At 59.7% G+C, this 22,086-nt stretch carries 15 protein-coding genes; 3 read left to right on the forward strand and 12 right to left on the reverse strand.

Annotated elements, in window-relative coordinates; all coding sequences use genetic code 11:
* Positions 1 to 258 precede the first annotated feature (258 nt).
* From HKK55_RS10510 to HKK55_RS10525, 4 genes are read right to left on the reverse strand one after another with little or no spacing between them, the layout of a single operon-like run.
* The gene (locus HKK55_RS10510) at positions 259 to 1,338 is read right to left on the reverse strand and encodes a polyamine ABC transporter substrate-binding protein (RefSeq protein ID WP_169354600.1); all 1,080 of its coding nucleotides are present in this window, start codon (positions 1,336 to 1,338) and stop codon (positions 259 to 261) included.
* Positions 1,339 to 1,398: 60 nt separating this feature from the next.
* Positions 1,399 to 1,740, reverse strand: coding sequence for a cupin domain-containing protein (locus HKK55_RS10515; protein ID WP_169354601.1), 342 nt, complete (start codon positions 1,738 to 1,740; stop codon positions 1,399 to 1,401).
* Positions 1,741 to 1,767: 27 nt separating this feature from the next.
* Entirely contained in the window at positions 1,768 to 3,174 is a 1,407-nt protein-coding gene (locus HKK55_RS10520; protein ID WP_169354602.1) for an FAD-binding oxidoreductase, read from the reverse strand.
* 48 nt (positions 3,175 to 3,222) lie between these two features.
* Complete coding sequence (locus HKK55_RS10525; RefSeq protein ID WP_169354603.1) at positions 3,223 to 4,047, reverse strand: AraC family transcriptional regulator; 825 nt, start codon at positions 4,045 to 4,047, stop codon at positions 3,223 to 3,225.
* 257 nt (positions 4,048 to 4,304) lie between these two features.
* Between HKK55_RS10525 and HKK55_RS10530 the strand changes: the two genes are divergently transcribed.
* A complete protein-coding gene (locus HKK55_RS10530; RefSeq protein ID WP_169354604.1) occupies positions 4,305 to 4,577 on the forward strand; it encodes a DUF1652 domain-containing protein in 273 nt (90 codons plus the stop codon).
* A 28-nt stretch (positions 4,578 to 4,605) separates the two neighbouring features.
* Here the strand turns inward: HKK55_RS10530 and HKK55_RS10535 are convergent, their stop codons facing one another.
* A complete protein-coding gene (locus HKK55_RS10535) occupies positions 4,606 to 7,074 on the reverse strand; it encodes a UvrD-helicase domain-containing protein (RefSeq protein ID WP_169354605.1) in 2,469 nt (822 codons plus the stop codon).
* Positions 7,075 to 7,301: 227 nt separating this feature from the next.
* Between HKK55_RS10535 and HKK55_RS10540 the strand changes: the two genes are divergently transcribed.
* Positions 7,302 to 7,997: a pirin family protein gene (locus HKK55_RS10540; protein WP_169354606.1), complete on the forward strand. Its 696-nt coding sequence runs from the start codon at positions 7,302 to 7,304 to the stop codon at positions 7,995 to 7,997.
* Positions 7,998 to 8,788: 791 nt separating this feature from the next.
* On the opposite strand, the gene pgm is transcribed toward HKK55_RS10540, so the two are convergent.
* The 4 genes from pgm to HKK55_RS10560 all read right to left on the reverse strand — a co-directional run bounded on the left by pgm (position 8,789) and on the right by HKK55_RS10560 (position 15,139).
* Entirely contained in the window at positions 8,789 to 10,435 is a 1,647-nt protein-coding gene (pgm, locus tag HKK55_RS10545; RefSeq protein WP_169354607.1) for a phosphoglucomutase (alpha-D-glucose-1,6-bisphosphate-dependent), read from the reverse strand.
* A gap of 116 nt (positions 10,436 to 10,551) precedes the next feature.
* Positions 10,552 to 11,955 carry a PLP-dependent aminotransferase family protein gene (locus HKK55_RS10550; RefSeq protein WP_169354608.1) on the reverse strand — a complete coding sequence of 468 codons (1,404 nt, stop codon included), beginning with the start codon at positions 11,953 to 11,955 and terminating at the stop codon, positions 10,552 to 10,554.
* Between the two features lie 36 nt (positions 11,956 to 11,991).
* Entirely contained in the window at positions 11,992 to 13,413 is a 1,422-nt protein-coding gene (locus HKK55_RS10555; RefSeq protein WP_169354609.1) for a hypothetical protein, read from the reverse strand.
* 703 nt (positions 13,414 to 14,116) lie between these two features.
* Positions 14,117 to 15,139, reverse strand: a complete 1,023-nt coding sequence (locus HKK55_RS10560; protein ID WP_169354610.1) for a zinc-dependent alcohol dehydrogenase family protein — start codon at positions 15,137 to 15,139, stop codon at positions 14,117 to 14,119.
* 247 nt (positions 15,140 to 15,386) lie between these two features.
* Here HKK55_RS10560 and HKK55_RS10565 point away from each other — a divergent pair, with 247 nt between their 5' ends.
* On the forward strand, positions 15,387 to 16,301 hold the full coding sequence (locus tag HKK55_RS10565) for a LysR substrate-binding domain-containing protein (protein WP_169354611.1): 915 nt from the start codon (positions 15,387 to 15,389) through the stop codon (positions 16,299 to 16,301).
* Positions 16,302 to 16,376: 75 nt separating this feature from the next.
* Here the strand turns inward: HKK55_RS10565 and HKK55_RS10570 are convergent, their stop codons facing one another.
* Genes HKK55_RS10570 through HKK55_RS10580 form a run of 3 tightly spaced genes read right to left on the reverse strand, consistent with a single transcriptional unit; the run spans position 16,377 to position 22,026 of the window.
* The gene (locus HKK55_RS10570; RefSeq protein WP_169354612.1) at positions 16,377 to 19,463 is read right to left on the reverse strand and encodes an efflux RND transporter permease subunit; all 3,087 of its coding nucleotides are present in this window, start codon (positions 19,461 to 19,463) and stop codon (positions 16,377 to 16,379) included.
* Positions 19,460 to 20,626 carry an efflux RND transporter periplasmic adaptor subunit gene (locus HKK55_RS10575; RefSeq protein ID WP_169354613.1) on the reverse strand — a complete coding sequence of 389 codons (1,167 nt, stop codon included), beginning with the start codon at positions 20,624 to 20,626 and terminating at the stop codon, positions 19,460 to 19,462. The genes HKK55_RS10570 and HKK55_RS10575 overlap by 4 nt, the downstream gene beginning before the upstream one ends.
* Positions 20,623 to 22,026: an efflux transporter outer membrane subunit gene (locus HKK55_RS10580; RefSeq protein WP_237151339.1), complete on the reverse strand. Its 1,404-nt coding sequence runs from the start codon at positions 22,024 to 22,026 to the stop codon at positions 20,623 to 20,625. Before HKK55_RS10580 ends, HKK55_RS10575 begins: the two co-directional genes overlap by 4 nt.
* Positions 22,027 to 22,086: the final 60 nt, after the last annotated feature.

Below are 22,086 nucleotides of genomic sequence, written 5' to 3' on the forward strand. Positions count from 1 at the left end.
TGCGCCTCTAATGACTGTTTTTTTCAAAGACCTTGAAAGGGCTGGCCCTAACTGCCAATCCTCAAAAATTGGTTCTCTGTGGTAAGTCACAGCGGTCAACAGATACACGCCACCCACCTCTGACGCCCGCCCGATCCTTAATCGTCCTGGGTTGTTCAATACAGGCATTCCTTGCCTCCCGTTCAATATTAGGAGGAAAGGAAAGTACCTGCTTTGTCGCTTAGACAGAGACGCAGATGAACAACGAAATATTGCCGATCAACGCCCCGTGCGAATGGTGTTCCACACCCGCGTGCGAATCCGGTCGATGTTCAGCGGCATCGCTTCCAGGGCAAACAACTTGCCCATCATTTCCGGGCTTGGGTAGACCTTGGTGTCGCCCTTGATCGCCGGGTCCACCAGGCTGTCGGCCGCGGAGTTGCCGTTGGCGTAGTGCACGTGGTTGGTGATGCTGGCCATCACGTCGGGGCGCAGCAGGTAGTTCATGAAGGCATAACCGGCCTTTTCATCTGGAGCGTCGGCGGGCATGGCCACCATGTCGAACCAGATGGCAGCGCCTTCCTTGGGAATGTTGTAGCCGATCTTCACCCCGTTCTTGGCTTCAGTGGCGCGGCTTTCGGCTTGCAGGATGTCGCCGGAGAAGCCGACCGCAACGCAGATGTCGCCGTTGGCCAGGTCGCTGGTGTATTTCGAGGAATGGAAGTAACTGACGTAAGGCCGCACTTTCATCAGCAGCGCTTCAGCTTTCTTGTAGTCCTCGGGGTTCTTGCTGTGGTGCGGCAGGCCCAGGTAATTCAGCGCGGCCGGCAGCAGTTCCGGGCCGTTGTCGAGGATAGCAACCCCGCACTTCTGCAGCTTTTCCATGTACTCGGGTTTGAAAATCAGGTCCCAGGAATCCACCGGGGCATTGTCCCCGAGCACGGCCTTGACCTTATCGATGTTGTAGCCAATACCCGTGCTGCCCCATAGGTACGGGAAGCCGTGAGCATTACCCGGGTCGTTGTTTTCAAGGGCCTTGAGCAGCACTGGATTGAGGTTTTTCCAGTTGGGCAACTGGCTCTTGTCGAGCTTCTTCAATGCCCCACCCTGGATCTGCCGGGCCATGAAGTGGTTGGAAGGAAACACCACGTCATAGCCGGATTTGCCGGTCATCAACTTGCCGTCGAGGGTTTCGTTGCTGTCATAGACGTCGTAGGTGAAGGCGATGCCGGTCTCTTTCTGGAAGTTCTTCGTGGTGTCCGGGGCGATGTAGTCCGACCAGTTGTAGATTTTTACCGTTTCAGCGGCCTGGCTGAGGGAGGCCACCAGCAACAGGGGCAACAGGACAATGGGTTTCATGAGTCGATTTCCTGGCGGTTATAGGGCTGTTTTTATGGCAGGCGATCAAGGATCAAAGGTTTACAGAATCAACACGTAGGTCTTGCGCACGGTTTCCTGGATGTCCCAGATACCGGTGCTGTTGGCCGGCAACATGAGTGCATCACCGGCTTCGATGTGCAGGGTTTCGCCGTTGTCCGGGGTAAAAGTGCAGCGGCCCTGGATGAAGTGACAGAACTCCTGGGCGACGATCTGGCGACGCCAGCGCCCCGGGGTACATTCCCAGATGCCGGTCTCGACGTTATCGCTGCGCTCCACGCTCAAGGTCGAAGCCTGCGCAATGGGGCTACCCAAGGGCACGGCAACTGGCGCCGAATCCGGCAAGTGGGTGTCGAGGGCGTTTTTGAATTGGGTGATGCTCATGGTCATACCTGTAGTGATTGAAACGACTTAGTGCATGAAACCTTCCATAAACCCGGCGACCCCACTGGCCAAGCGTCGGCGCCAGGGCGCGGTGCTGGGGTTGGCGAGGGTCTGGTCTTCGTGGACAAAGCTGCGAATGATCGCGTTGTAGCCCAGCCAGCGGCAGGGTTCCGGCTCCCAGGCCTTGAGCGCGTCCAGGGAACCTTGAGGGATAACCCATGGCTGGCTGACCAGCGACGTGTCGAGGCCCAGGATCATGTCCGCCAGGGTCCGGCCGCCAAGGTTGCTGGCCCCTACGCCCTCACCGCCATAACCACCGGACAAGGCAATGCCCGTCGTGTGATCGCAGAGCATGTGCGGCCTGAAGCGCCGGGACATGCCCAGGTTGCCGCCCCAGGCGTGAGTGATGCGCACGTTCTTGAGTTGGGGAAACAGCTCGCCGAACAGATAGCGGCGCAGCTCGACTTCACTGTTTGTAAGATCGAAGTTGTGCCGCAGCTTGCCGGCAAACTGATAGCCGCCACGGGCACCGAACACCAGGCGGTTGTCCATCGTGCGCTGGCCATAAGTGACCTGGCGGCTGCTTTCGCCAAACGCCTGGCCTCGGTTCAGGCCGATTTCGTCCCAGGTGCTGGCGGGCAGCGGCTCAGTGGCGACGATCAGGCTTTGTACCGGCAACTGATAACGCCCCAACGGCGCCAAGGTCGTGGCATAGCCCTCGACGGCCGGCACCACCCAGGAAGCGCGGACCACTGCCTTGCCGGTGCGTAGACTGCCGGACTGCCAGTGGGTCACCGGGCTGTTTTCGTAGATGTTGACCCCCATTTGCTCGACCACGCGCGCCAGGCCGCGCACCAGCTTGGCCGGGTGAATAGTCGCAACATGGGGGGCGTAGATCCCGCCGTAGGGCTTGGCGATACGGATCTGCTCGGCCAACTGCTGCGGACTCAACCAGCGGTAATCGTCTTCGGTGAGGCCTTGGGCACGGAGCTTTTCCAGGTACTGGCGCAGGCTGGCTTCTTGCTCTGGATAACGGGCGGCGCAGTACAGCACGCCGCCCTTGCGGTAATCACAGGCGATGCCTTCGCGCTCGATCACCTGGGCCACTTCATCGGGGATGCCATGCAGCAAGTCGAACGACGCGCGGCGTTGCTCGGGGGACAAACCCGACAGTAAGCGGTCTTCCCCCAACAGATTGCCCATCAACCAGCCACCGTTGCGGCCCGAAGCGCCAAAACCGGCGGTTTGCGCCTCGATGATGGCGATCTTCAGTTCAGGGGCCTGGCGCTTGAGGTAGTAGGCGGTCCACAGCCCCGTATAACCGGCACCGATAATCACCACGTTGACGTCCAGGTCCTGCTCCAGGGACGGCCGCGCCACCAGCGGCTCGTCCAACTGGTCCATCCATAAACTGATATTGCGCCACGCCGGCATACCCAACTCCACCATCCAAAATCGATGGTGTGATCCTAGTGCCTGACCTCAGGGAGCGTCTTGCGCGCGTGCACGCAGGGAAATTTGTTTGACGTAGGCCTTGGGCGACAGGCCAGTGTGCTGACGAAAGCAGCTGTAGAAGGCCGACAGGGAATTGAAACCGGCGGCAAAGGCCAGCTCATCGATGCGAATCGGCGGCAGGGCCTTATCCAGCGTCGTAAGCAAATGCTGCAAACGCGCCTGGTTGACGTAGCGGTAAAAGCTCTGCCCCAGCACCTGATTTAACAGGTAGGAAATCTGGTTGCGGCTGTAACCACACTCCTTGGCCACCTGTTGGAGGTCCAGCTCCGGGTCCAAATAGGGTTGCTGGCGCTGGAAGTACTGCTGCAAGTCGTTGGCCAGGTAACTCAACTGCTGGGGCGACAGGCCCAGACGGCTGACGGTTGGGCGCAGCGCCTGGGAGCGCGTGCGGCTGGTGGGTTGCTCATGTACCAGTGATGCATATTCATTGACCCGCCAGATCAAGCCATCGCGCACGGTGATCGCTTCACTGGTGCGAAACGACACCAGGCCCTGACTGCCCCGCAGCGTAATGCGGTATTGAATGAACGCGGTGTCGCCGTCGACACGGATGCGATCACTGTGCTCAATGGCTTCGTCGGGGCCGCGGGGCATGCTGGCGTGCAGGTATTCGCGCAGCTCATCGAAGCCCACGACGCGGTTCTGGAAGAAGTCGTGGTACTGGATAGCCGGGTGGTAGTACGCCATTACGCCTTCCAGGTCCCGGCGCTTCCAGCAAAGATGATGGCGCAGGACGATCTCGCCGGTAGCCTGGGATTGGTGGGAATCATCGTCTGGGGCGATGTCGGGCATAAAACGCTCTGAGGCTGGCAAACGTCGGAGCTTGCCGAACTTTTCCAAGGGCTTCAATGGCCAATTGATGGTTCTGACTAATGGCCTATTGCCCAAAGTTCTGTGGGATATGACGCACATCAAATTAATGGATGACAACCGCCGAACGGAGCTAAAAAACTACCCATGGTGTTGCGAACGAATGCTATTTTTATGATTCGACGGCCAAGACCAGTGACGGTCATGGCACCCCTGCCGCGAGCTAAAGGAAGCGCTCAATGAACAAGGTGGGCAATATGAATAAAGTGACGTTCCCCAACGCCTGCCAGCTGATGCGCTGGCATTTTCACCCGATGGGCTTTGAGGCGAGTATGGATACTCCCGCAAGCATGATCGCCCGGCTGTTTGATCGAGCCACCGGCGAAACCTTGATCGCCATTGCTGGCATCCCCTGCGCCACCGTGATGAACGCGGCGGATGTGGAGCGGATTATCGAGGCCGTCGAGGACGAGCTGGAGTCGTTTGTGCCGCCGCTGTCCCTTCGGGCCTGATTTTCTGTAGGAGCGAGCGTGCTCGCTCCTACAGTTTTGATCCGCGCTGATCATCAAAAAACACCTTGCTCCCCGTAATACGATCCGACGCCTTCGGCACATTCACCCCTTGGGCGTCCTGCCCTTCGATATACCAATAGCAATGGCTTACCGTCCGGGTAATGCCCACATAGGCCAGGCGCAATACTTCGTCCTTTTGCGCAGAATCGTAAGCGTCGGCATCACCCTCTTTGCCCAGTCCCGCCATGCGGTAGACCTGATTCTTGTAGGGCGAACTCGTCAGATGCTGGCAATCTCCGAGCAGGAACACGGCGTCCGCCTGCAGCCCTTTGGCACTGTGATAGGTCAATTGCTTGAGCCTGCGTGCTGCGGGCGGCAAGCTCGAATCCAGATTAACAACAGATTGAATATGCTCTTGAATCAATAGCTTATCGCTACTTTTTCGATACAACATTAATATTGAATCGCCCTGTTGATAATGCGCTAACAGCTCCCGACCCAGGGCCGCATCGTCGCGGTCACGCACCACCACAGGCACCAGGGCTTTCGGTGCTCCACTCGCCTTGGCCTTCTTGCCACTGATGGCCGGAGCGGCCCGCACGATATGCTCAGCGGCATCAATCACATGTTGATGACTGCGGTAATTCTCCCCCAGCATCACCCGGGTCGTGGCGGGCGACGGGAACTCCTTGTTGAACTCCATGAAGTATTTGGGCGAACTGCCACGCCAGCCATAGATCGACTGCCAGTCGTCCCCCACGCACAGCAGCGAAGAGCGCTGCGCGCCACGGCCCACATGCATCGCTGGGCCACGGCTGCGAATCTCCCGCAGGCTGGCGCGCAGCCACGAGACGATCTGCGGTGACACGTCCTGGAATTCATCGATCATCAGGTGCGACATCGGCCGCAGTAGCCCATCACTGAGTAACTTCAGGTTTTCCGGGGTATTTTCGCCAAACAGCGAGAACATCCGGTTGTAGGTCATGATCGGCGGTGATTGGTCCAGCAAGTGATCTTCCAGGGCCTTCCAGAAGATGCTCAGGGCTTCAAAAAAGAAACGGTCTGGGTCGTCCTTGGCAAAGCTCATTTGTCCCACGGCGGTGGGTACATCCAGGCCCAGGTTCTCGATAAAACCGGCAGCCGTGACAAAACTATCCAGCAGAGGTGCCGACGCCAATTCGCCTTTGACCTTGTAATCGAAGCCTGGCCCGGCGGTTGCGTCCCCAGCCAGGCTGCTCAGTAGGCGCTTTGATGATTCATAGCTTTCAAGCCATATCAATGGCTTACGACAGAAAGCTTGAAATAGTGTGCGCTTAACCGCCCACTCCGCACGCACCGACAGTTTGGAACCTGGGCGGCTGATCTGGGCGTTCTCACGAGGGTCGAAGCCCAATACCACCCAGGCGTCCAACTCGGCGATATAGCCGTGGCAGTGGAACTGCGCCCCGTTGATCTCCAGCGTTTGCCGATTCGGTTCGATGCCCTTGATCGGCCAGGCGCCGGCACGAAACCACAGGTCTTCGATCACATCACAGAGTTCTTCATCGCGCTTGGCCGCCAGCTCCGTCACCGCTACCCGTTTTTGCACGTCCGGATGGTCGCGCTCCAGCTCCTTGAGTTGCAGGGCGTGGCGTGCCAAAGGCGCTATCAGCTCACGGAACCGCTCATGACGAGTGTGGAGCCCGTAATAACAGGCGTTCAGTTGCTGGCGCTGGGTATCGTTGATGCGCAGCTCGAAGGGGTTGCTGTCCGCCTCATCAAAACCTGCTTCAGTGCGGGCGTTGAGGTTTTCAAACGCTTGCAGCCGCTCAAAGCCTGGCAGGCTGCGCACCATCGGCAAGATACGCGAATGGAAGGTACGCACCACCGCCTGCGCTTCTTTCATGCCAAGGGGTTGGCCCCACAGGCTGAGAATCTCCATGAGCTTGTTGATGAAGTCTTTACGCGACTCCCGGGTGAATGTCACCACGGTCATCGAGCTCAGTTCAAAGCCCAGGTAATGGGTGAGCAACAAGATGCGCAGCACCAGGGAGGTGGACTTGCCCGCACCGGCGCCAGCAATCACCGAGGTGGACGGCGTATCGCTGAAAATCATCTTCCACTGGGCAACGCTCGGTTGCGCATGGGCGGGCAGCAGGCGCGCCACATCGGCCTTGATGCGTTTTTTCAGCTCGGCGGTGAGCGGCAGACGCCAATCATCGAACAGGTGATCGTCCACGCCCGGTGCGCGGTGTTCATCGGGACGGAAGTCGCGAATCAGCAGGACTTGACGACCCTCCTCGATACCATCGAGCTTGCCTTCCTTGTAGCCATAATCCACACCTGCCGTGTGCCCGCTGCGAAAGCCGTCGGCCTGGCCGTGTAGCCAGGAGAAACGGTGCTGGGCGCGCAGGCGCGTCAGGCCGTGGCCGAATAATCGAGCGGCGAGCCGTTTCAACAGGGGCATTTCGGCCAAGGGCCGCAGTTCGGGAGGAAGATCGGGGGTGTGTTGCGGCACGCGGACTCCTGCGATAAAGCGGTAAAAGCGGGGGCCTATGGTCGCCGGAATCCTTCGCCAGTTCCAGCCAATTGCTTTGCACTCATGCAGTTAGGCGATGAAGTGAAGATGGGATCTAAGTAGCGGCACCTGGAAAACATCGAATCAACTGATGAAAAACCGGCAGTTTTTACGCTTTTTATCGATCTTGGCCTGTTGGATGATACGGCCATCAACAGGAGACGATCATGCTTGAACTTCGACCTTTCAACTCCCTGGGCGGCGCTCACCACGGCTGGCTGGATGCTCATCACCACTTTTCATTCTCCGAGTACCACGATCCCAAGCGCATGCATTGGGGCAACCTGCGGGTCTGGAACGACGACATCATTGCCGCGGGTACCGGTTTCCCGAAACACCCGCACCGGGACATGGAGATCATCACCTATATCCGTGAAGGCGCCATCACCCACGAGGACAGCCTCGGCAACAAGGGCCGTACCGAAGCCGGTGACGTGCAGGTAATGAGCGCGGGCACCGGTATCGTTCACAGCGAATACAACCTTGAGGCCACGCCTACCAAGCTGTTTCAGATCTGGATTATTCCCAATGAAGCCGGCTCCGCGCCGTCGTGGGGGGCCAAGCCGTTTCCGAAAGGCAATCGTGAGGGGTTTGTGACCTTGGCCAGTGGTAAGGCTGACGATAGCGAAAGCCTGCGGATTCGGGCGGATGCGCGGTTGGTCGCGGCCAACTTGAAAGCCGGGGAAAGCGCCGAGTACCGGTTGGACAGCGGACGCCGGGCGTATTTGGTGCCGGCTACGGGGGTCATTGAAGTCAATGGCTTACGTGCGCAAGCTCGAGACGGTGTAGCCGTTGAGGATGAGCAGGTGTTGCGGGTGACGGCGATTGAGGACAGCGAGATCGTGTTGGTGGATCTGGCTTGAGCCAATGTGGGCTGGGTTCGGCTTGTCTGCGATAGCGGTGTGGCAGTTGCTGGATGGGGTGAGTGGATTCACTCGTTGCGGTGGGCGTTGGGGGGCATATCCGTTGCTGCGGTCATGGCGGCTATGGGTTTCGCCCTTACGGCGACTCACTTTGCAAAAGCGGCAAAGTAAGCAAAACGCTCTTGCCCCACTCGGTACCTCGCTAGTGCTCGGTGTACCTTCTCTCCGGCATTGCTCCGTGGGCCGCCGCAATGGGCCATCCCTGGCCCAGTGCGGCTAAACCGGCGTCCTGCCGGTTTGCCCATGGACCAATGCCTACGTTCAGCCAGCGTGGTTTAACGGGGCGCCCAAGATCAAAAACAGAGCGAGGCGGCCTAGTAGCCGACCTAGTATCTGAAGCGTATGCGTTTCTTCCTCCCCACCCTCGCGTAGCAGCTGTCGAGCGCCAGCGAGGCTGCGTGCTCTTGATCTTGCAGTTGATCTGCTTTTGATTTTGATCTGAGGCGCCCCGTTAAACCACGCTGGCCGAACGCAGGTATTACGCAGTGGGTAAACCGGCAGGACGCCGGTTTAGCCGCGTTGGGCCATGGATGGCCCGTCGCGGCGGCCCACGGAGTAATGCCTGCGTTCGGGCACACCGAGCACTAGCGAGGTGCCGAGTGGTGGGGCAAGAGCCCTTTTGGTTACTTTTGGCTGGGCCGGCATTCCGGGCTCTTTTCCAAAAGTGACTCGCTGTAAGAGCGAAACCAATAGCCGCCGTGACCGCAGCAACGAATACACCCCCTACCCAATCAGTTGGACGAAATAGCCCCATCCACCAACACCTGCGCCTCTTCCACCAACCGCTTGAGGTGATCCTCGCCAATAAAGCTCTCGGCATAGATCTTGTAGATATCCTCAGTGCCCGATGGCCGCGCAGCAAACCAGCCGTTTTCGGTCATGACCTTCAACCCGCCAATCGCCTGATCGTTGCCCGGTGCATGGCTGAGGATCTGCTGAATGCTCTCCCCGGCCAGTTGTTTGGACGTCACCTGCTCCGGCGACAGCTTGCCCAGCAAGGCTTTCTGCGCCGGCGTAGCCTTGGCATCAACCCGAATGGCAAACGGCTCACCCAACTCGTCCGTCAGGCCACGGTAGATCTGGCTCGGGTCCTGGCCTTTACAGGAAGTCATCTCAGCGGCCAGCAAAGCCGGAATCAAGCCGTCCTTGTCGGTACTCCAGACGCTGCCATCCTTACGCAGGAAGGAAGCTCCGGCACTCTCTTCGCCCCCAAAACCCAAGGTGCCGTCGAACAAACCATCGGCGAACCATTTGAAACCCACCGGGACCTCATAGAGGCGTCGACCCATGCGTTTGGTGACCCGATCAATCAATCCGCTGCTGACCACGGTCTTGCCCACGGCCGCATCGGCGCGCCAGTCGGGACGGTTCTGGAACAGGTAGTCGATGGACACTGCCAGGTAGTTGTTCGGTGCAAGCAAACCACCGGACGGCGTGACGATGCCATGGCGATCGTGGTCCGGATCGCAGGCGAAAGCCACGTCGAAGCGTTCCTTGAGGCCGATCAAACCTTGCATGGCATAGCTGGAGGACGGGTCCATGCGGATCTGACCGTCCCAATCCACGCTCATGAAGCGGAAAGTGGCGTCGACTTCGGTGTTCACCACGTCCAGGTTCAGACGGTAGTGCTCGGCAATCGCCGACCAGTAGCGCACGCCGGCGCCGCCCAGCGGATCGACGCCCAGGCGCAGACCGGCGCTGCGGATCGCGTCCATATCAATGACGTTGACCAAGTCCGCAACATAACTGTTGAGGTAATCATGACGGTGAGTGGTGTCAGCTTTCAGTGCTTGCGCATGGGTGATGCGCTTGACCCCGGCCAGCTTGTTGGCCAGCAACTCGTTCGCCTTGGCTTCGATCCACTTGGTGACGTGGGTATCGGCCGGGCCACCGTTGGGCGGGTTGTACTTGTAGCCACCGCTTTGCGGCGGGTTGTGGGACGGCGTGATGACGATGCCGTCCGCCAGGCCGCTGGTACGACCACGGTTGTAGCAAATGATGGCGTGGGAAATCGCAGGCGTCGGGGTGTATTCGTCGCCTTCGGCGAGCATCACATGCACGCCATTGGCGGCCAACACTTCCAGGGCACTGGCGCCGGCCGGGGTCGACAATGCATGAGTGTCCAGACCAACAAACAATGGGCCGTTGATGCCTTGGGCTTCGCGGTACAGACAGATAGCCTGGCTGATGGCAAGCACATGCCATTCGTTGAAGCTCAGGTCGAAGGAGCTGCCACGGTGCCCGGAGGTACCAAAGGCCACGCGTTGAGTGGAGATCGCTGCATCAGGCTGGCCGGTGTAATAGGCCGTTACCAGTCGCGGGATGTCCACCAGCAACTGAGCTGGCGCCGGTTTGCCCGCAAAAGGACTGAGAGTCATGCATAAACCTCTGAAAGAGAAGAATTCGGGAAAAGTGCAGTTTACTGGGAGTTGGACTGCTGCGCGACGATATCGATCCTACAACAACTGGCAAAACTTCTGACATTTCCTCACAGTCACCCCACTTGCGCCTGTTTTAACGCCTGAGCCAGCTCAATCAGGGCACGGTCCAGATTGTGCTGCCCGTTAAAGCTGTGGCTCAACCGCAAGTGTTGTTGATGCAAACCGCTGACGCTGAACAGTTCGCCCGGCGCAATCACTACCTGCCTGCCCAGCATGTGCTGGAACACTTGACGCATGTCCACGGCTTGTCGCGAGGATAACCAAGAAGTCGCGCCGGCCACCGGCACCCGGTAGCTGACCCAATCAGTCAGGTGCTCGTCCAGGCGCTGGCTCATCAAGGTCGCCTGCTCTTTCAACAAACGCCGCAACGCCTGCAGATGTTGGTCAATTCGCCCGGTTTGATAGAGCCGGGCAAGCGCCCGCTGGCGGATTGAAGAGAGACGAAATGCCCGCAGCAGAAACTGGCGCTGCAACTCGGCACTCAAGTAGCGAGACAACAGGTAGCCAAAGGGCGCTTCCGGCCCGAGCACCTTCTCGAACGTGGAAAACACCATCAACCGTTCGGGGTTTACCAAGTCCCGTAACGCCGTCACCGGTTGTTCAAAGCCCAGCTCACCCTCGGTATCGTTTTCCAGCAGCCAGCAACCGTACTGATCCAGCAGGCGCACCACCTGCAAGCGCTCACCGCTGGACATGACCGAGCCCGAGGGCTGGCTGACCCTTGATGAGAGCAAAGTCAGGTGCACCGACTCGTTACGTAGCAGTAGCTCAAAAGCCGCCAGGTCCAGGCTGCCATGAAGGTAGGGCAACTCAATGACGCCCACGCCAGACTCTTGCAACAGCCGCAGAATCGACCAATCGCAGGGCGACTCCACCACAACGGTCGCGCCCTTGAGGCCCAGTACTTCAATCAGAATTTCCAGAACACCCCGCAGGTCGGCGCCAATGTAGACGTCATCTGCTTGCCAGCAACGGGTCGGTGACGAGGTGTAGCGCGCCGCCAACGCTGCCCGCAGCTCCCAGACCCCGCATGGCTGTGACCAGGGCTGCAAATGGCGCGGGTACTGGCGCACCAGTTCACGCTCCAACAGCAGTAATGGACCGTCCAGGGACAACTGCAGTGCCGGCTCGTCTGCGCTCAGCACCAGCATGCCCGGACGGCGGGTGCCGGCATACAGTCGCTCCAGCAGGTCGCCCCCCGTACACCCTGCTGGCTGAGTGGGCACCGGCCAGGCGTAGTAGCCAGACTTGGCCACCGAGTAGATCCTGCCCTCCTTCTCCAGCAAGGAATAAGCGTACTGCACCGTCGAGATCGATACGTTCAGGCGCCCCGACAATTGCCGCAAGGAAGGCAACTTGACCCGGGCGTCGGTGCCGACCTCGTTGATCAGGTTGATCATATAGCGATAGACCGCCTGGTAGGCGAAGTCCGTTTGCCGATCGCCCTTGAGGATCATCTCCGGCCCCTTGCACACACCTGCAACGCCAACCGCTTAACGCCCTGACAGCCGATAGTCCCGCGCCGCGCCACCCGCCGGGACAGCTGCTTCATGCCGTCCCTCGGCGACAGTGCCAGGTCGCTTACGATACAGATGGAGCACCAGCGACATCGGCAAGCCGCTGATATGGGCGATCCAGTTTTGGAGCATATCGGCCACAGGCTTGCCCTGAAGCGCCTTGTGCAATTCGGGGAGCGCCACCAGCATGCCTGGGTGACATTGACGCAAAAAACTTTCGAGCCGTTCGCCATGGTGGATAAAGGGCGAAAACAACAAACAAATCAGCTGGCTTTCGTCCAGGCCAAAGAATTCCTGTGCATAGGTTGCCGCCAGGATGCGTCCGTCCTGGGTGCCCGCCTGGGCGATCAAGTCGTCAGGGATATTTTTATGCGCCATGAACAGGCACGCCTCCTGCACGAAGCCATCGACGCCAGATGCGTAATCAAGCTCGCGCAAACACTGGGCCTGCAGACCACGCATATGCGCCATCAACAAGGGGTTGGCGCAGGCCGGATTGCTGAAGTGAAAACCAAACGTGTCCACGTGGTAACCCAGGAACTCGGCCAGCAGGGGCGTGAACTCTTTATTCAAATCGCTGATCAGGTCGGCGATGCCAATGTAGGACAAATGGCGATGGCCGTCCTTGCCCGACGCGTCAGGCGTCACGTAATGCTCGCCATAAACATCCTGGTAATAGCCGGTGCTCCATTCATCCATGCGGGCAAACAAGGGGTTGAGCGCCACGGGCCAGCGCTCAGGCACGGACAATCCCGCTGCCTGTGCCGTTTTTTTCAGCCACGCCAGGTATTGCCGTTGCTTGCGCGATGAGTCACCGCTGACCAGGGCGTGCACGCCGCCGCCCCACGAAGTGACACGCTGGTAGAAATCGCCCAGGGCCAGGTAGCCGTCACTGCACAACGTCGCGCGAATATCCCCTGACGTCAGGTGGCCGATCATCAACATATTGCGCCGGCTGGCTTCCTGCCCCGCACTGGAAGCCGGGCGCAGGGGGTTGAACGGCAGCACTTCCTGGTTCTCCACCATCAGCAGCTCTACGCGCGGGTCGTCATGAAAAAACAGTGCGCTGTAGCCACGATGAATGGTGTCCAGGGCGGTCTGTGTCATGCCAGCGTGCCTCAGAGTGGCGACACGCAGTTGAAAGGTCCTGGGGGATCGACCGGCAATGGTCAGTTGCGCGGCGCGCAAAAACGCCAGGCTATAGCTGCTGCCCTTGCCGGCGCCGTGGGCCACGAGCACCTTATAGTCGCCAATCTGTTCAATCCCGCCGGCCGCCACGATTAATCGTTGAATCAGTAATTGAAGTGCCGTGCGTTCAATCCGGGAAAAGTGCCCTAACAGGCGCTGTAACACTTGTTGATAAACATAGTTCATGGCCTGCTCATGAATAGCGCTCATAGTTTTACTACCTGAGTTTAAGTATCAGCTTCGAGCAACCGTTAACGGATTTTCTCGACTGTTATTTCCATAGGGATAACGTCCATTGCGGGACGTATTGGCTGCCAAAGATTAGCACCGCATAACCGGACAAAAACTGGAAAACACTGGGTGACAAGCCCTCTGAAGCATAAGAAAAACGAGAGACTAGCGCAGCAGCAGTGCTTCACCGGACACCCTAGGAATATTCCGACAGCCTCCTACTCCGGTTTAACTCACAAACTAAAGAAGTGCCTGACGTATATAGCCAAAGCAAGTTAATCGATAGTTGCTGTTCCGATTGAACTGCCCACGACGCACATCCGTATCCTTGGATCTGCGGATGATTAATTTCGACAGGCATAGGCTGTAACTTGAGACATTGGTTCATTGCTCAGTCCTTGAGATGAAAATGACTCGGCAATTATCAGCGCTTGAATAATGATTAACAGATACAGAACCGGCGTATAAACCAGTTCAGATGAGGGAAAGGGAAAACAGCAGATGCCCACAAACAACGACGCCGCACTGGGATTCAGGGCGACGTCAGGGTCGGGCATATCATTTACGGGGGGTACGCGTTGGGTCAGTTGCTCAGCACCCGTGCGGATTCAATCCTTTCAAATGGCGCATTTGCCCCATTCACAGCACTGGGGCAATAGCCGTTTGCGAATTTTCCCACGGGTCAAACAGCTTCTACCTGCAACGCCACACGCTCACGGCACGGGCATTCGTCCATATAACGGTGAGCCTCGACGAACTGGCTGAACGGAAACACCGTCGTCTTCAATGGCACCAGCACCTTGTCAGCGGTCAACTGGTTGATATCACGCAGGGCCCGTTGCAGTGCCACCTGGTCCTGGATAATGCCCAGTTCCGGCTTGCCGGTGAAGTTGCCGATGCAGTGTACAAAGAACTGAATGTTCTTCTGGAACGCGGCACAGGCCGGGAACGGCGTCTGATTGCCGCCTTGCAAGCCATAAAGCACCAGGCTGCCACGGGGAGCCAGAACATCCCCCAATAGCGACATCTGCGGGCCACCCAAGCCATCGAACACCACATCGACGCCACGGTTGTCGGTGAACTTGTTGATCTGCATCAGCAAATCCTGTTCTTCCGTGACAATCACCTTCTCTGCGCCCAGGGACAGCAGGTATTCACGCTCATCAGCCGTCTTGGTCGCGGCAATCACCCGCACACCCAGGGCTTTGCCCAGTTGCACAAACGAAGGGCCGGCGCAGTGGCTGGCGTCCGTCACCAGGGCAAATTGCCCAGGTTTGACCCGCGCCAGGTCGATATAGGCAAAGTAGGCAATCAGCAACGGTGTGTAGTGCACGCTGGCCTGCACCGGGCTCAAGACATCCGGATAACGGGTCAGGGCCGAACGGGGCAGGACGATCTGTTCGCCATACACCGGGTAGTCATTGGGGCTCTCGGCCGGAAAGCTGGCGACCTTGTCACCCACCGCCAAGTCGTCGACACCCTCGCCGACGGCAACCACCACACCGGCCATTTCATGGCCCAGGCCTGACGGAAGACGTGCATGGGACGACGCCAGGTTCTGGCGCCAGAGAATGTCGTACCAGCTGATGCCAATCGCTTCGACACGCACCTGCACTTCGCCCGGTGCGGGCTTTGCGGCTGCATGCTCTTCGCATTTGAGCACCTCGGCCGGACCAAACTTGTGAAAACGGATCGTGCGGGACATCGCAAACCTCGTCAAAGTAACCTCTAATGCCACGAACTTTATCTGGGCTTTGGGAGCAAGACCATCGGTCGCCGTTAATAGTCGACATGCCTGTCATTGATTCCGCAGATGAGGAAAGCAGCTCCATCCACGTAGGAAATCTCAATTAGCCGGTGCAGAGTAGCAGTCTTTCCCCGTAAGATTCATGCCGGCCATTGTTCTCATGTGGCTGCTCTCGTCAAGTTTGCTGACTCTTCCAGGACACAAGATGAACCGTAACGACCTACGTCGTGTCGACCTTAACCTGTTGATCGTATTCGAAACCTTGATGCATGAGCGCAGTGTGACTCGCGCCGCCGAGAAGCTATTCCTCGGCCAGCCGGCCATCAGCGCCGCCTTGTCACGCCTGCGCGGACTGTTCGATGACCCCTTATTCGTGCGTACCGGCCGCAGCATGGAGCCCTCGGCCCGGGCCGTAGAAATCTTCGCCCTGCTCTCCCCGGCCCTGGATTCGATCTCCACGGCGGTCAGCCGTGCCTCCGAGTTCGACCCGGCCACCAGCACTGCGGTGTTTCGCATTGGCTTGTCCGACGATGTCGAATTCGCGTTGCTGCCGCAGTTGCTCAAGCGCCTGCGGGCCGAGGCCCCGGGAATCGTGCTGGTGGTACGCCGCGTCAACTACATCTTGATGCCAGGCCTGCTGGCCTCCGGGGAAATTTCCATCGGCGTCAGCTACACCACCGACCTGCCGGCCAACGCCAAGCGCAAGGTACTGCGGCGCAGTGTGCCCAAGCTGCTGCGGGCCGACAGCGTGCCGGGTGCGTTGAGCCTGGATGATTTTTGCGCTCGCCCCCACGCCCTGGTGTCATTCGCTGGAGACTTGAGCGGGTTTATCGATGAGGAACTGGAAAAGCTCGACCGCAAGCGCCACGTGGTGCTGGCCGTGCCGCAGTTCAACGGGTTGGGCACGCTGCTGGCGGGCACGGACATCCTGGCCACCGTGCCAGACTATGCCTCCGAAGCGTTGACCGCTGCCGGTGGCCTGCGCGCGGAAGACCTGCCATTGCCAACACGCTCTTTTGAGCTGCACATGGCGTGGCGCGGGTCGCAGGATAATGATCCGGGGGAACGTTGGTTGAGATCGCGGATTCAGATGTTCTTTGGCGATCCGGACAGCCTGTAAACCGGCAAGAGCTACCGACACCGGCAGCTCTTGCGCTTGGAGTTGCAAGTACTCCTTGAAAAAGTAATCACGTTGCTACCGAAGTGACTCAGCCAGTATCGCTGCTGAATCTGCAACCTTGCGCCGCCGACGTTCGAACCATAGATACACCACGGGTGTGGTGTAGAGCGTGAGGATCTGCGACACCGCCAACCCGCCGACAATCGCGATACCCAGCGGCTGACGCAATTCGGAGCCGGCGCCGTGACCAAAGGCCAGTGGCAGCGCTCCCAGCAACGCTGCCAACGAGGTCATCAGGATCGGGCGCAGCCGCAACAGGCAACCTTCACGCACCGCCTCACGGGGTGACAAGCCCCGCTGCTGCGCCTGCAAGGTGAAGTCGACGATCATGATCGCGTTTTTCTTGACGATGCCGATCAGCAGGATGATGCCGATCATGCCCAGCACCGAAAGGTCCTGGCCGCACAGGATCAAGGCGAGCAAGGCGCCAAAGCCGGCTGACGGTAACGTCGAGATGATCGTCAGGGGATGAATCGCGTTTTCGTAGAGCACGCCAAGCACGATGTACACCGTCAGGATCGCCGCGAGAATCAGCCACGGTTGCGACTTCAACGAATCCTGGAAGGCCTGGGCGGTGCCCTGGAAACTGCCGACCACCGTGTCCGGCATGGCCACCGCCAATTTTGCCTGATCGATGGCATCCACTGCCGCACTCAAGGCCTGGCCGGGCGCCAGGTCGAACGACAGGGTAATTGCCGGGAACACCCCCTGGTGGTTGATGATGATGGGCACCTGCTCGGTCTGCACCTTCGCAAGCAGGCTCAACGGCACCAGGCTACCGGAACTGGCACGCACGAACAGATGCTCAAGGGTGGCCGTGGAGGTCTGCCAGCTGGGGTCGAGTTCGAGAATCACGTGATTCTGGTCCAGCTGGGTGAACATCGTCGCGATCTGGCGCTGGCCGAAGGCGTCATACAGCACATCGTCGATGGCTTGCACCGTCACCCCCAGCCGCGCAGCGGTCGGACGATCAATCACCAGCGTCGACTGGGCAATCGCCTGTTGCTGGTCGGAGGTCACGTGTTGCAATTGCGCCAAGGTCTTGAGCTTGTCCAGCAACACCCCGCTCCAGTGGTCCAGTTCGAGACTGTCGGGGTCCTGCAAGGTGTATTGGTACTGGGTCTTGCTGGCCCGGCCGCCAATCTGGATGTCCTGGTTGGCCTGCATGAATACCTTGACCCCGGACAACGCATCCAGCGCCGGTTGCAAGCGGCGGATCACCTCACCAGCGCTGGCGGTACGCTCGCTGAACGGCTTGAGGTTGATCATCACCTTGCCTTGGCTGACGGTCGGGTTGGGGCCGATCCAGAAATACACGCGGGCCACTGCCGGGTCCTGGCCGATGACTTCAGCGGCGCGATTGACCTGGGCACGCATGGCAATCGGTGAGATGTCCGGCGCCGCTTCCGCCACGCCCTGGATCAAGCCATTGTCCTGCTGTGGGAAGAAGCCCTTGGGAATTTCCACGTACAACACTGCGGTGGCGGCCAAGGTGGCGATCGCCACCGCCAACGTCAGCCGCTGATGATCGAGTACCCAATCGAGGCTGCGCCGGTAGCCGTCATGCAAGCGACTGAAGACGCGCTCGCAGGCCTGGGCGAAGCGCCCTTCTTCATGCTCGGCATGGGGTTTGAGCAGCCAGGCGCAGAGCATCGGGGTGATGGTCAGCGAAACGATGCACGACATGATGATCGCCACACTGACGGTCACCGCGAACTCGCGCATCAGGCGTCCGACAATCCCCGACATCAACAGGATCGGCAGGAACACCGCAATCAACGACACCGTCATCGACACAATGGTGAAGGCCACCTCGCGCAGGCCATCGACCGCCGATTGCAGCCGCGACTTGCCCATCTCCAGGTGGCGCACGATGTTTTCCATGACCACGATGGCGTCATCCACCACAAAGCCGACGGCAATCGCCAGGCCCATGATCGACAAGTTGTCGAGGCTATAGCCCAACAAGTACATCGCCCCGAAAGTCGCCACCAGCGACAGCGGAATGGTCAGGCTGGGAATCAGCGTGGCGGTGGCTTTGCGAAGGAACACGAAGATCACCACGACCACCAGGGCGATGGACAGCAGCAAAGTGAACTGCATGTCATTGACTGAGGCTTCGATGGTTTGGGTGCGGTCGCCGACCACTTGCACCTGCACGTCCCGAGGCAAGGAGGCGGTGAGTTCCGGCAGCTTGGCCTTGATCGTGGCGATGGTCGACAGCAGGTTGAAGCCCGGCTGTTTGTGGATGTCGACGATCACCGTGGGCTCGGCCCCCAGTTGCGCGGCTTGCTGGGTGTCTTCGGCACCGGCAATCACCCGGCCGAGATCGCCCAGCTTGATCGGCATGCCACTTTTATAGGCGATGACCTGATCACGGTAGTGCTGGGGATCGAGCAACTGGTCGGTGGCGCCCAAGGTAATCGAACGGCTCTGCCCGTCCAGGCTGCCCTTGGGCTGATCGAGGGTGCTGACGCCGATCACGTTGCGCACGTCCTCCAGGGTCAGGCCGCGGGCAGCCAGTGCATCCGGGTCGATCTGCACGCGCACCGCAGGTTTTTGTTCGCCGTGAAAATCCACCAGGCCGACGCCCGGCATTTGCGACAGACGCTGGGCGATGTAGTTGTCGGCGTAGCGATCCAGCTCCGGCAACGTGCGGGTGGGCGATGTCAGCGCCAGGGACAACACAGTGCCTTCGGCCGGGTTGACCTTGTTGAAGGTCGGCGCGCTGGACATGGTTTTGGGCAGGTTGGGCGTAGCGGTGTTGATCGCCGTTTGCACGTCCTGGGCAGCGCCGTCGATGTCCCGATTGAGATCGAATTGCAAGACAACTTGGGTTTTCCCTGCCGCACTCGACGAGGTCATCGAGGTGACTTGCGGTACGGCGGCAAACGCCCGCTCCAGGGGCGTGGCCACTGAGGACGCCATGGTCTCGGCGCTCGCGCCGGACAACTTGGCGGTGACTTGAATGGTCGGAAAATCCACCGTCGGCAATGGCGCCACCGGCAGTTGAAAATAGGCAAACGCGCCCAGCAACATGATGCCGACTGCCAACAGGCTAAGGCCGACACGGCGCTGAATCAGTCCGGCAAGGCCGTTCATTGATTAACCTCCACTAGATCCGCTGTGGTATCGGTCTTGACCGGCATCACCTTCACCCCCGGCGCTACCCGCGACTGCCCTTGCACCACCACGGTTTCTCCGGCCGCCAGGCCCTGGCGAATCCACTGTTTGCCGTCAACTACGCTGCCCGCGTCCACCAAGCGCGGCTGCACCCGCTGATCCGCACCGACCACATAGACAAAGTTACCCTGGCGGCCGAATTGCACCGCTTCGGCCGGCACCACAGTGACGTCCTGGCGGGTTTGCACCAGCAACCGGGCGCTGACCAACTCGCCGGGCCACAGTTGGCCGGTGGCATTATCGAACTGCGCCTTGAGCTGAATCTGGCCGCTGGCGGCGGTGACCTGGCTGTCGATAAAGCTCAAGGCACCCTTGGCGATTTCCTGACGACCGTCGCGGGTCATCGCCACCACCTGCAAGGCGCCTTTGGCGTTTTCTTCGAGGATTTGCGGCAGATCGTCCTGGGAGACCGCAAACGCCACGGAGATCGGATTCATCTGGGTAATGGTCACCAGCCCGGTGGCTTCAGCACCATGGGCAATGGCGCCCACATCCAGTAAACGCTGGCCGGTGCGCCCGGTGAGCGGTGCCTTGACCTGGGTGAATTCCAGTTGCAGGCGTGCCGTGTCCAGCGCGGCCTGATCGGCCTGCACCGCGGCTTGTTGCGCGGCCAGTTGTGCACGAAAGGTATCGACGTCCTGGGTCGGGCCGGCCTTGGCGGCGGCCAGTTTACTCGCCCGATCAAGGTTGACCCGCAGGTTGGCCAGTTGCGCCTGATCCTTGGCCACCAGTGCCTGAGCCTGAGCGACTTGCGCCTGATAAACCCGTGGGTCAATCACCGCCAGCAGACTGCCGGCGGCGACGGTTTGGCCCTCGTTGAACAGGACCTTTTGCAGCTCCCCATCCACCCTCACCCGCACATTGACGCTGTTAAGCGGCTGCACATTGCCGATGGCGCTGATCCAGATCGGCAGGTCCTGGCGGCTGACGGGTGACATCTGCACCGGCACCGCGCCGGCCTCGGTTTTCAGTGGCGCCGCCTGGGCATGCCTGATCCATTGAAATCCGCTGATGGCCGCTACCAGCGACAACACCACCAGCGTTCCGAGCGCAAGACGATGACGAGGGTGTAAAACATTCATGGTTGAGCCACCTGAGCAGAAGAGTTGGAGGCGATGGCAGCGGCGGAAAAGTCCCCGCCCAAGGCTCGAAAAAGACCGACGGAGGCCTGTAAATGCTGGAGCCGTACCTGAAGCAACGCGTCTTCGGCCTGGTATTGAGTGCGTTCGACGATCAGCAAGGTCTGGAAATCGGTGGAACCCAAGCGGTAGCGCACCTGCGCCAGGCGCGCAGCTTCTCGGGCCGAGTCCACTGCTGCCTGGTTCAAGGCATAGCTCTTGTCCAGTTCACTGGCGGCACTGAGTTGGGTTTCGACGTCTTGCAGGGCCTCGATGATCGACTCGCGGTAACTGGCCGTCAGTTCCTGCACATGAGCCAGGTCAAAATGCAGCTGGCCCTTGAGTTGACCACCGGCGAACAGCGGCTGGCTGAGGGTGCCGATGGCGCTCCAGATCTGGCCACCGGCGAGCGTATCGATGCCGCCCAGCAGGTCCAGGGACAGGTTGGGCAGAAACGCGGCGCGGGCCACACCGACATCAAAGTTGGCCGACTGCAAACGGGCTTCGGCGGCTTGAATGTCCGGGCGCTGACGCAGCAAGCCAATGGGCAACCCGGTGGCTGGCTGCGGTACTTGCAGGTCTTTGAGGCCGTCGCCGTGCAGATGAAAACCCTCAGGTGGCGCGCCCACCAGCACGGCCAGTTGATACAGCGCCTGATCACGTTGCTGGCGCAGGGGCGGCATGGCCGCTTCAAAGGTTTGCATGGCATTGCGCTGTTGGGCGACCTCCAGGTTGGAGACCGCGCCCTGGCTGGCCTGGATTTGCACCAGTTCGAGCACTTGGCGCGCATCATCGGCAATCGACTGGGCCAGGCGCAGGCGCTCTTCCAGCGACAGCACCTGGAAGTAACTGTCGGCGATGCTCGCGCCTAATGTCATGCGCAAGGTGCCGGCATCAAACACGCTGGCATGGGCCAAGGCATCGGCTGAGTCAGCGGCGGCCCGCTGTTTACCCCAGAAATCCAGCTCGTAGGTGGCCTCGGCAAACACGCTGCGTTTTTGTGTGGTGCCATAGTTGTTCTGGCGTTGGAAGTTGCCGCCCAGATTCAGTGCCGGGTATTGCGCGGCGCCCACCACCTGGGCTGACGAACGCGCCTCGTCGATGCGACTGACCGCCGCCTTCAAGGTGTAGTTGGCCGTCAGGCCGCGGGCGATCAATTGATCCAGTTCGGCGCTATGGAACTCGCGCCACCACTGCCCACCTGCGACCGCTCCGGCGCCCTGCCCGGCGTCCCACTGGGCCGCCAGGGGAATTTCAGGCGGTTTATAGTCAGGCACCATTGAACAGCCGCTGAGCATCAGCAGCCCAAGGGCAATCAAAGTAATGGAGGTTGGGCGCATCGAGCGCCCGGTTGCAACTGACATGGGCAAGCTGTCTCCCGCTTGAGCCGCTGTGGACAGGTCCACGAATGCGCCAAAGATAGC

Origin of the sequence: Pseudomonas sp. ADAK18 (assembly GCF_012935695.1) — a bacterium.
Classification (GTDB): domain Bacteria; phylum Pseudomonadota; class Gammaproteobacteria; order Pseudomonadales; family Pseudomonadaceae; genus Aquipseudomonas.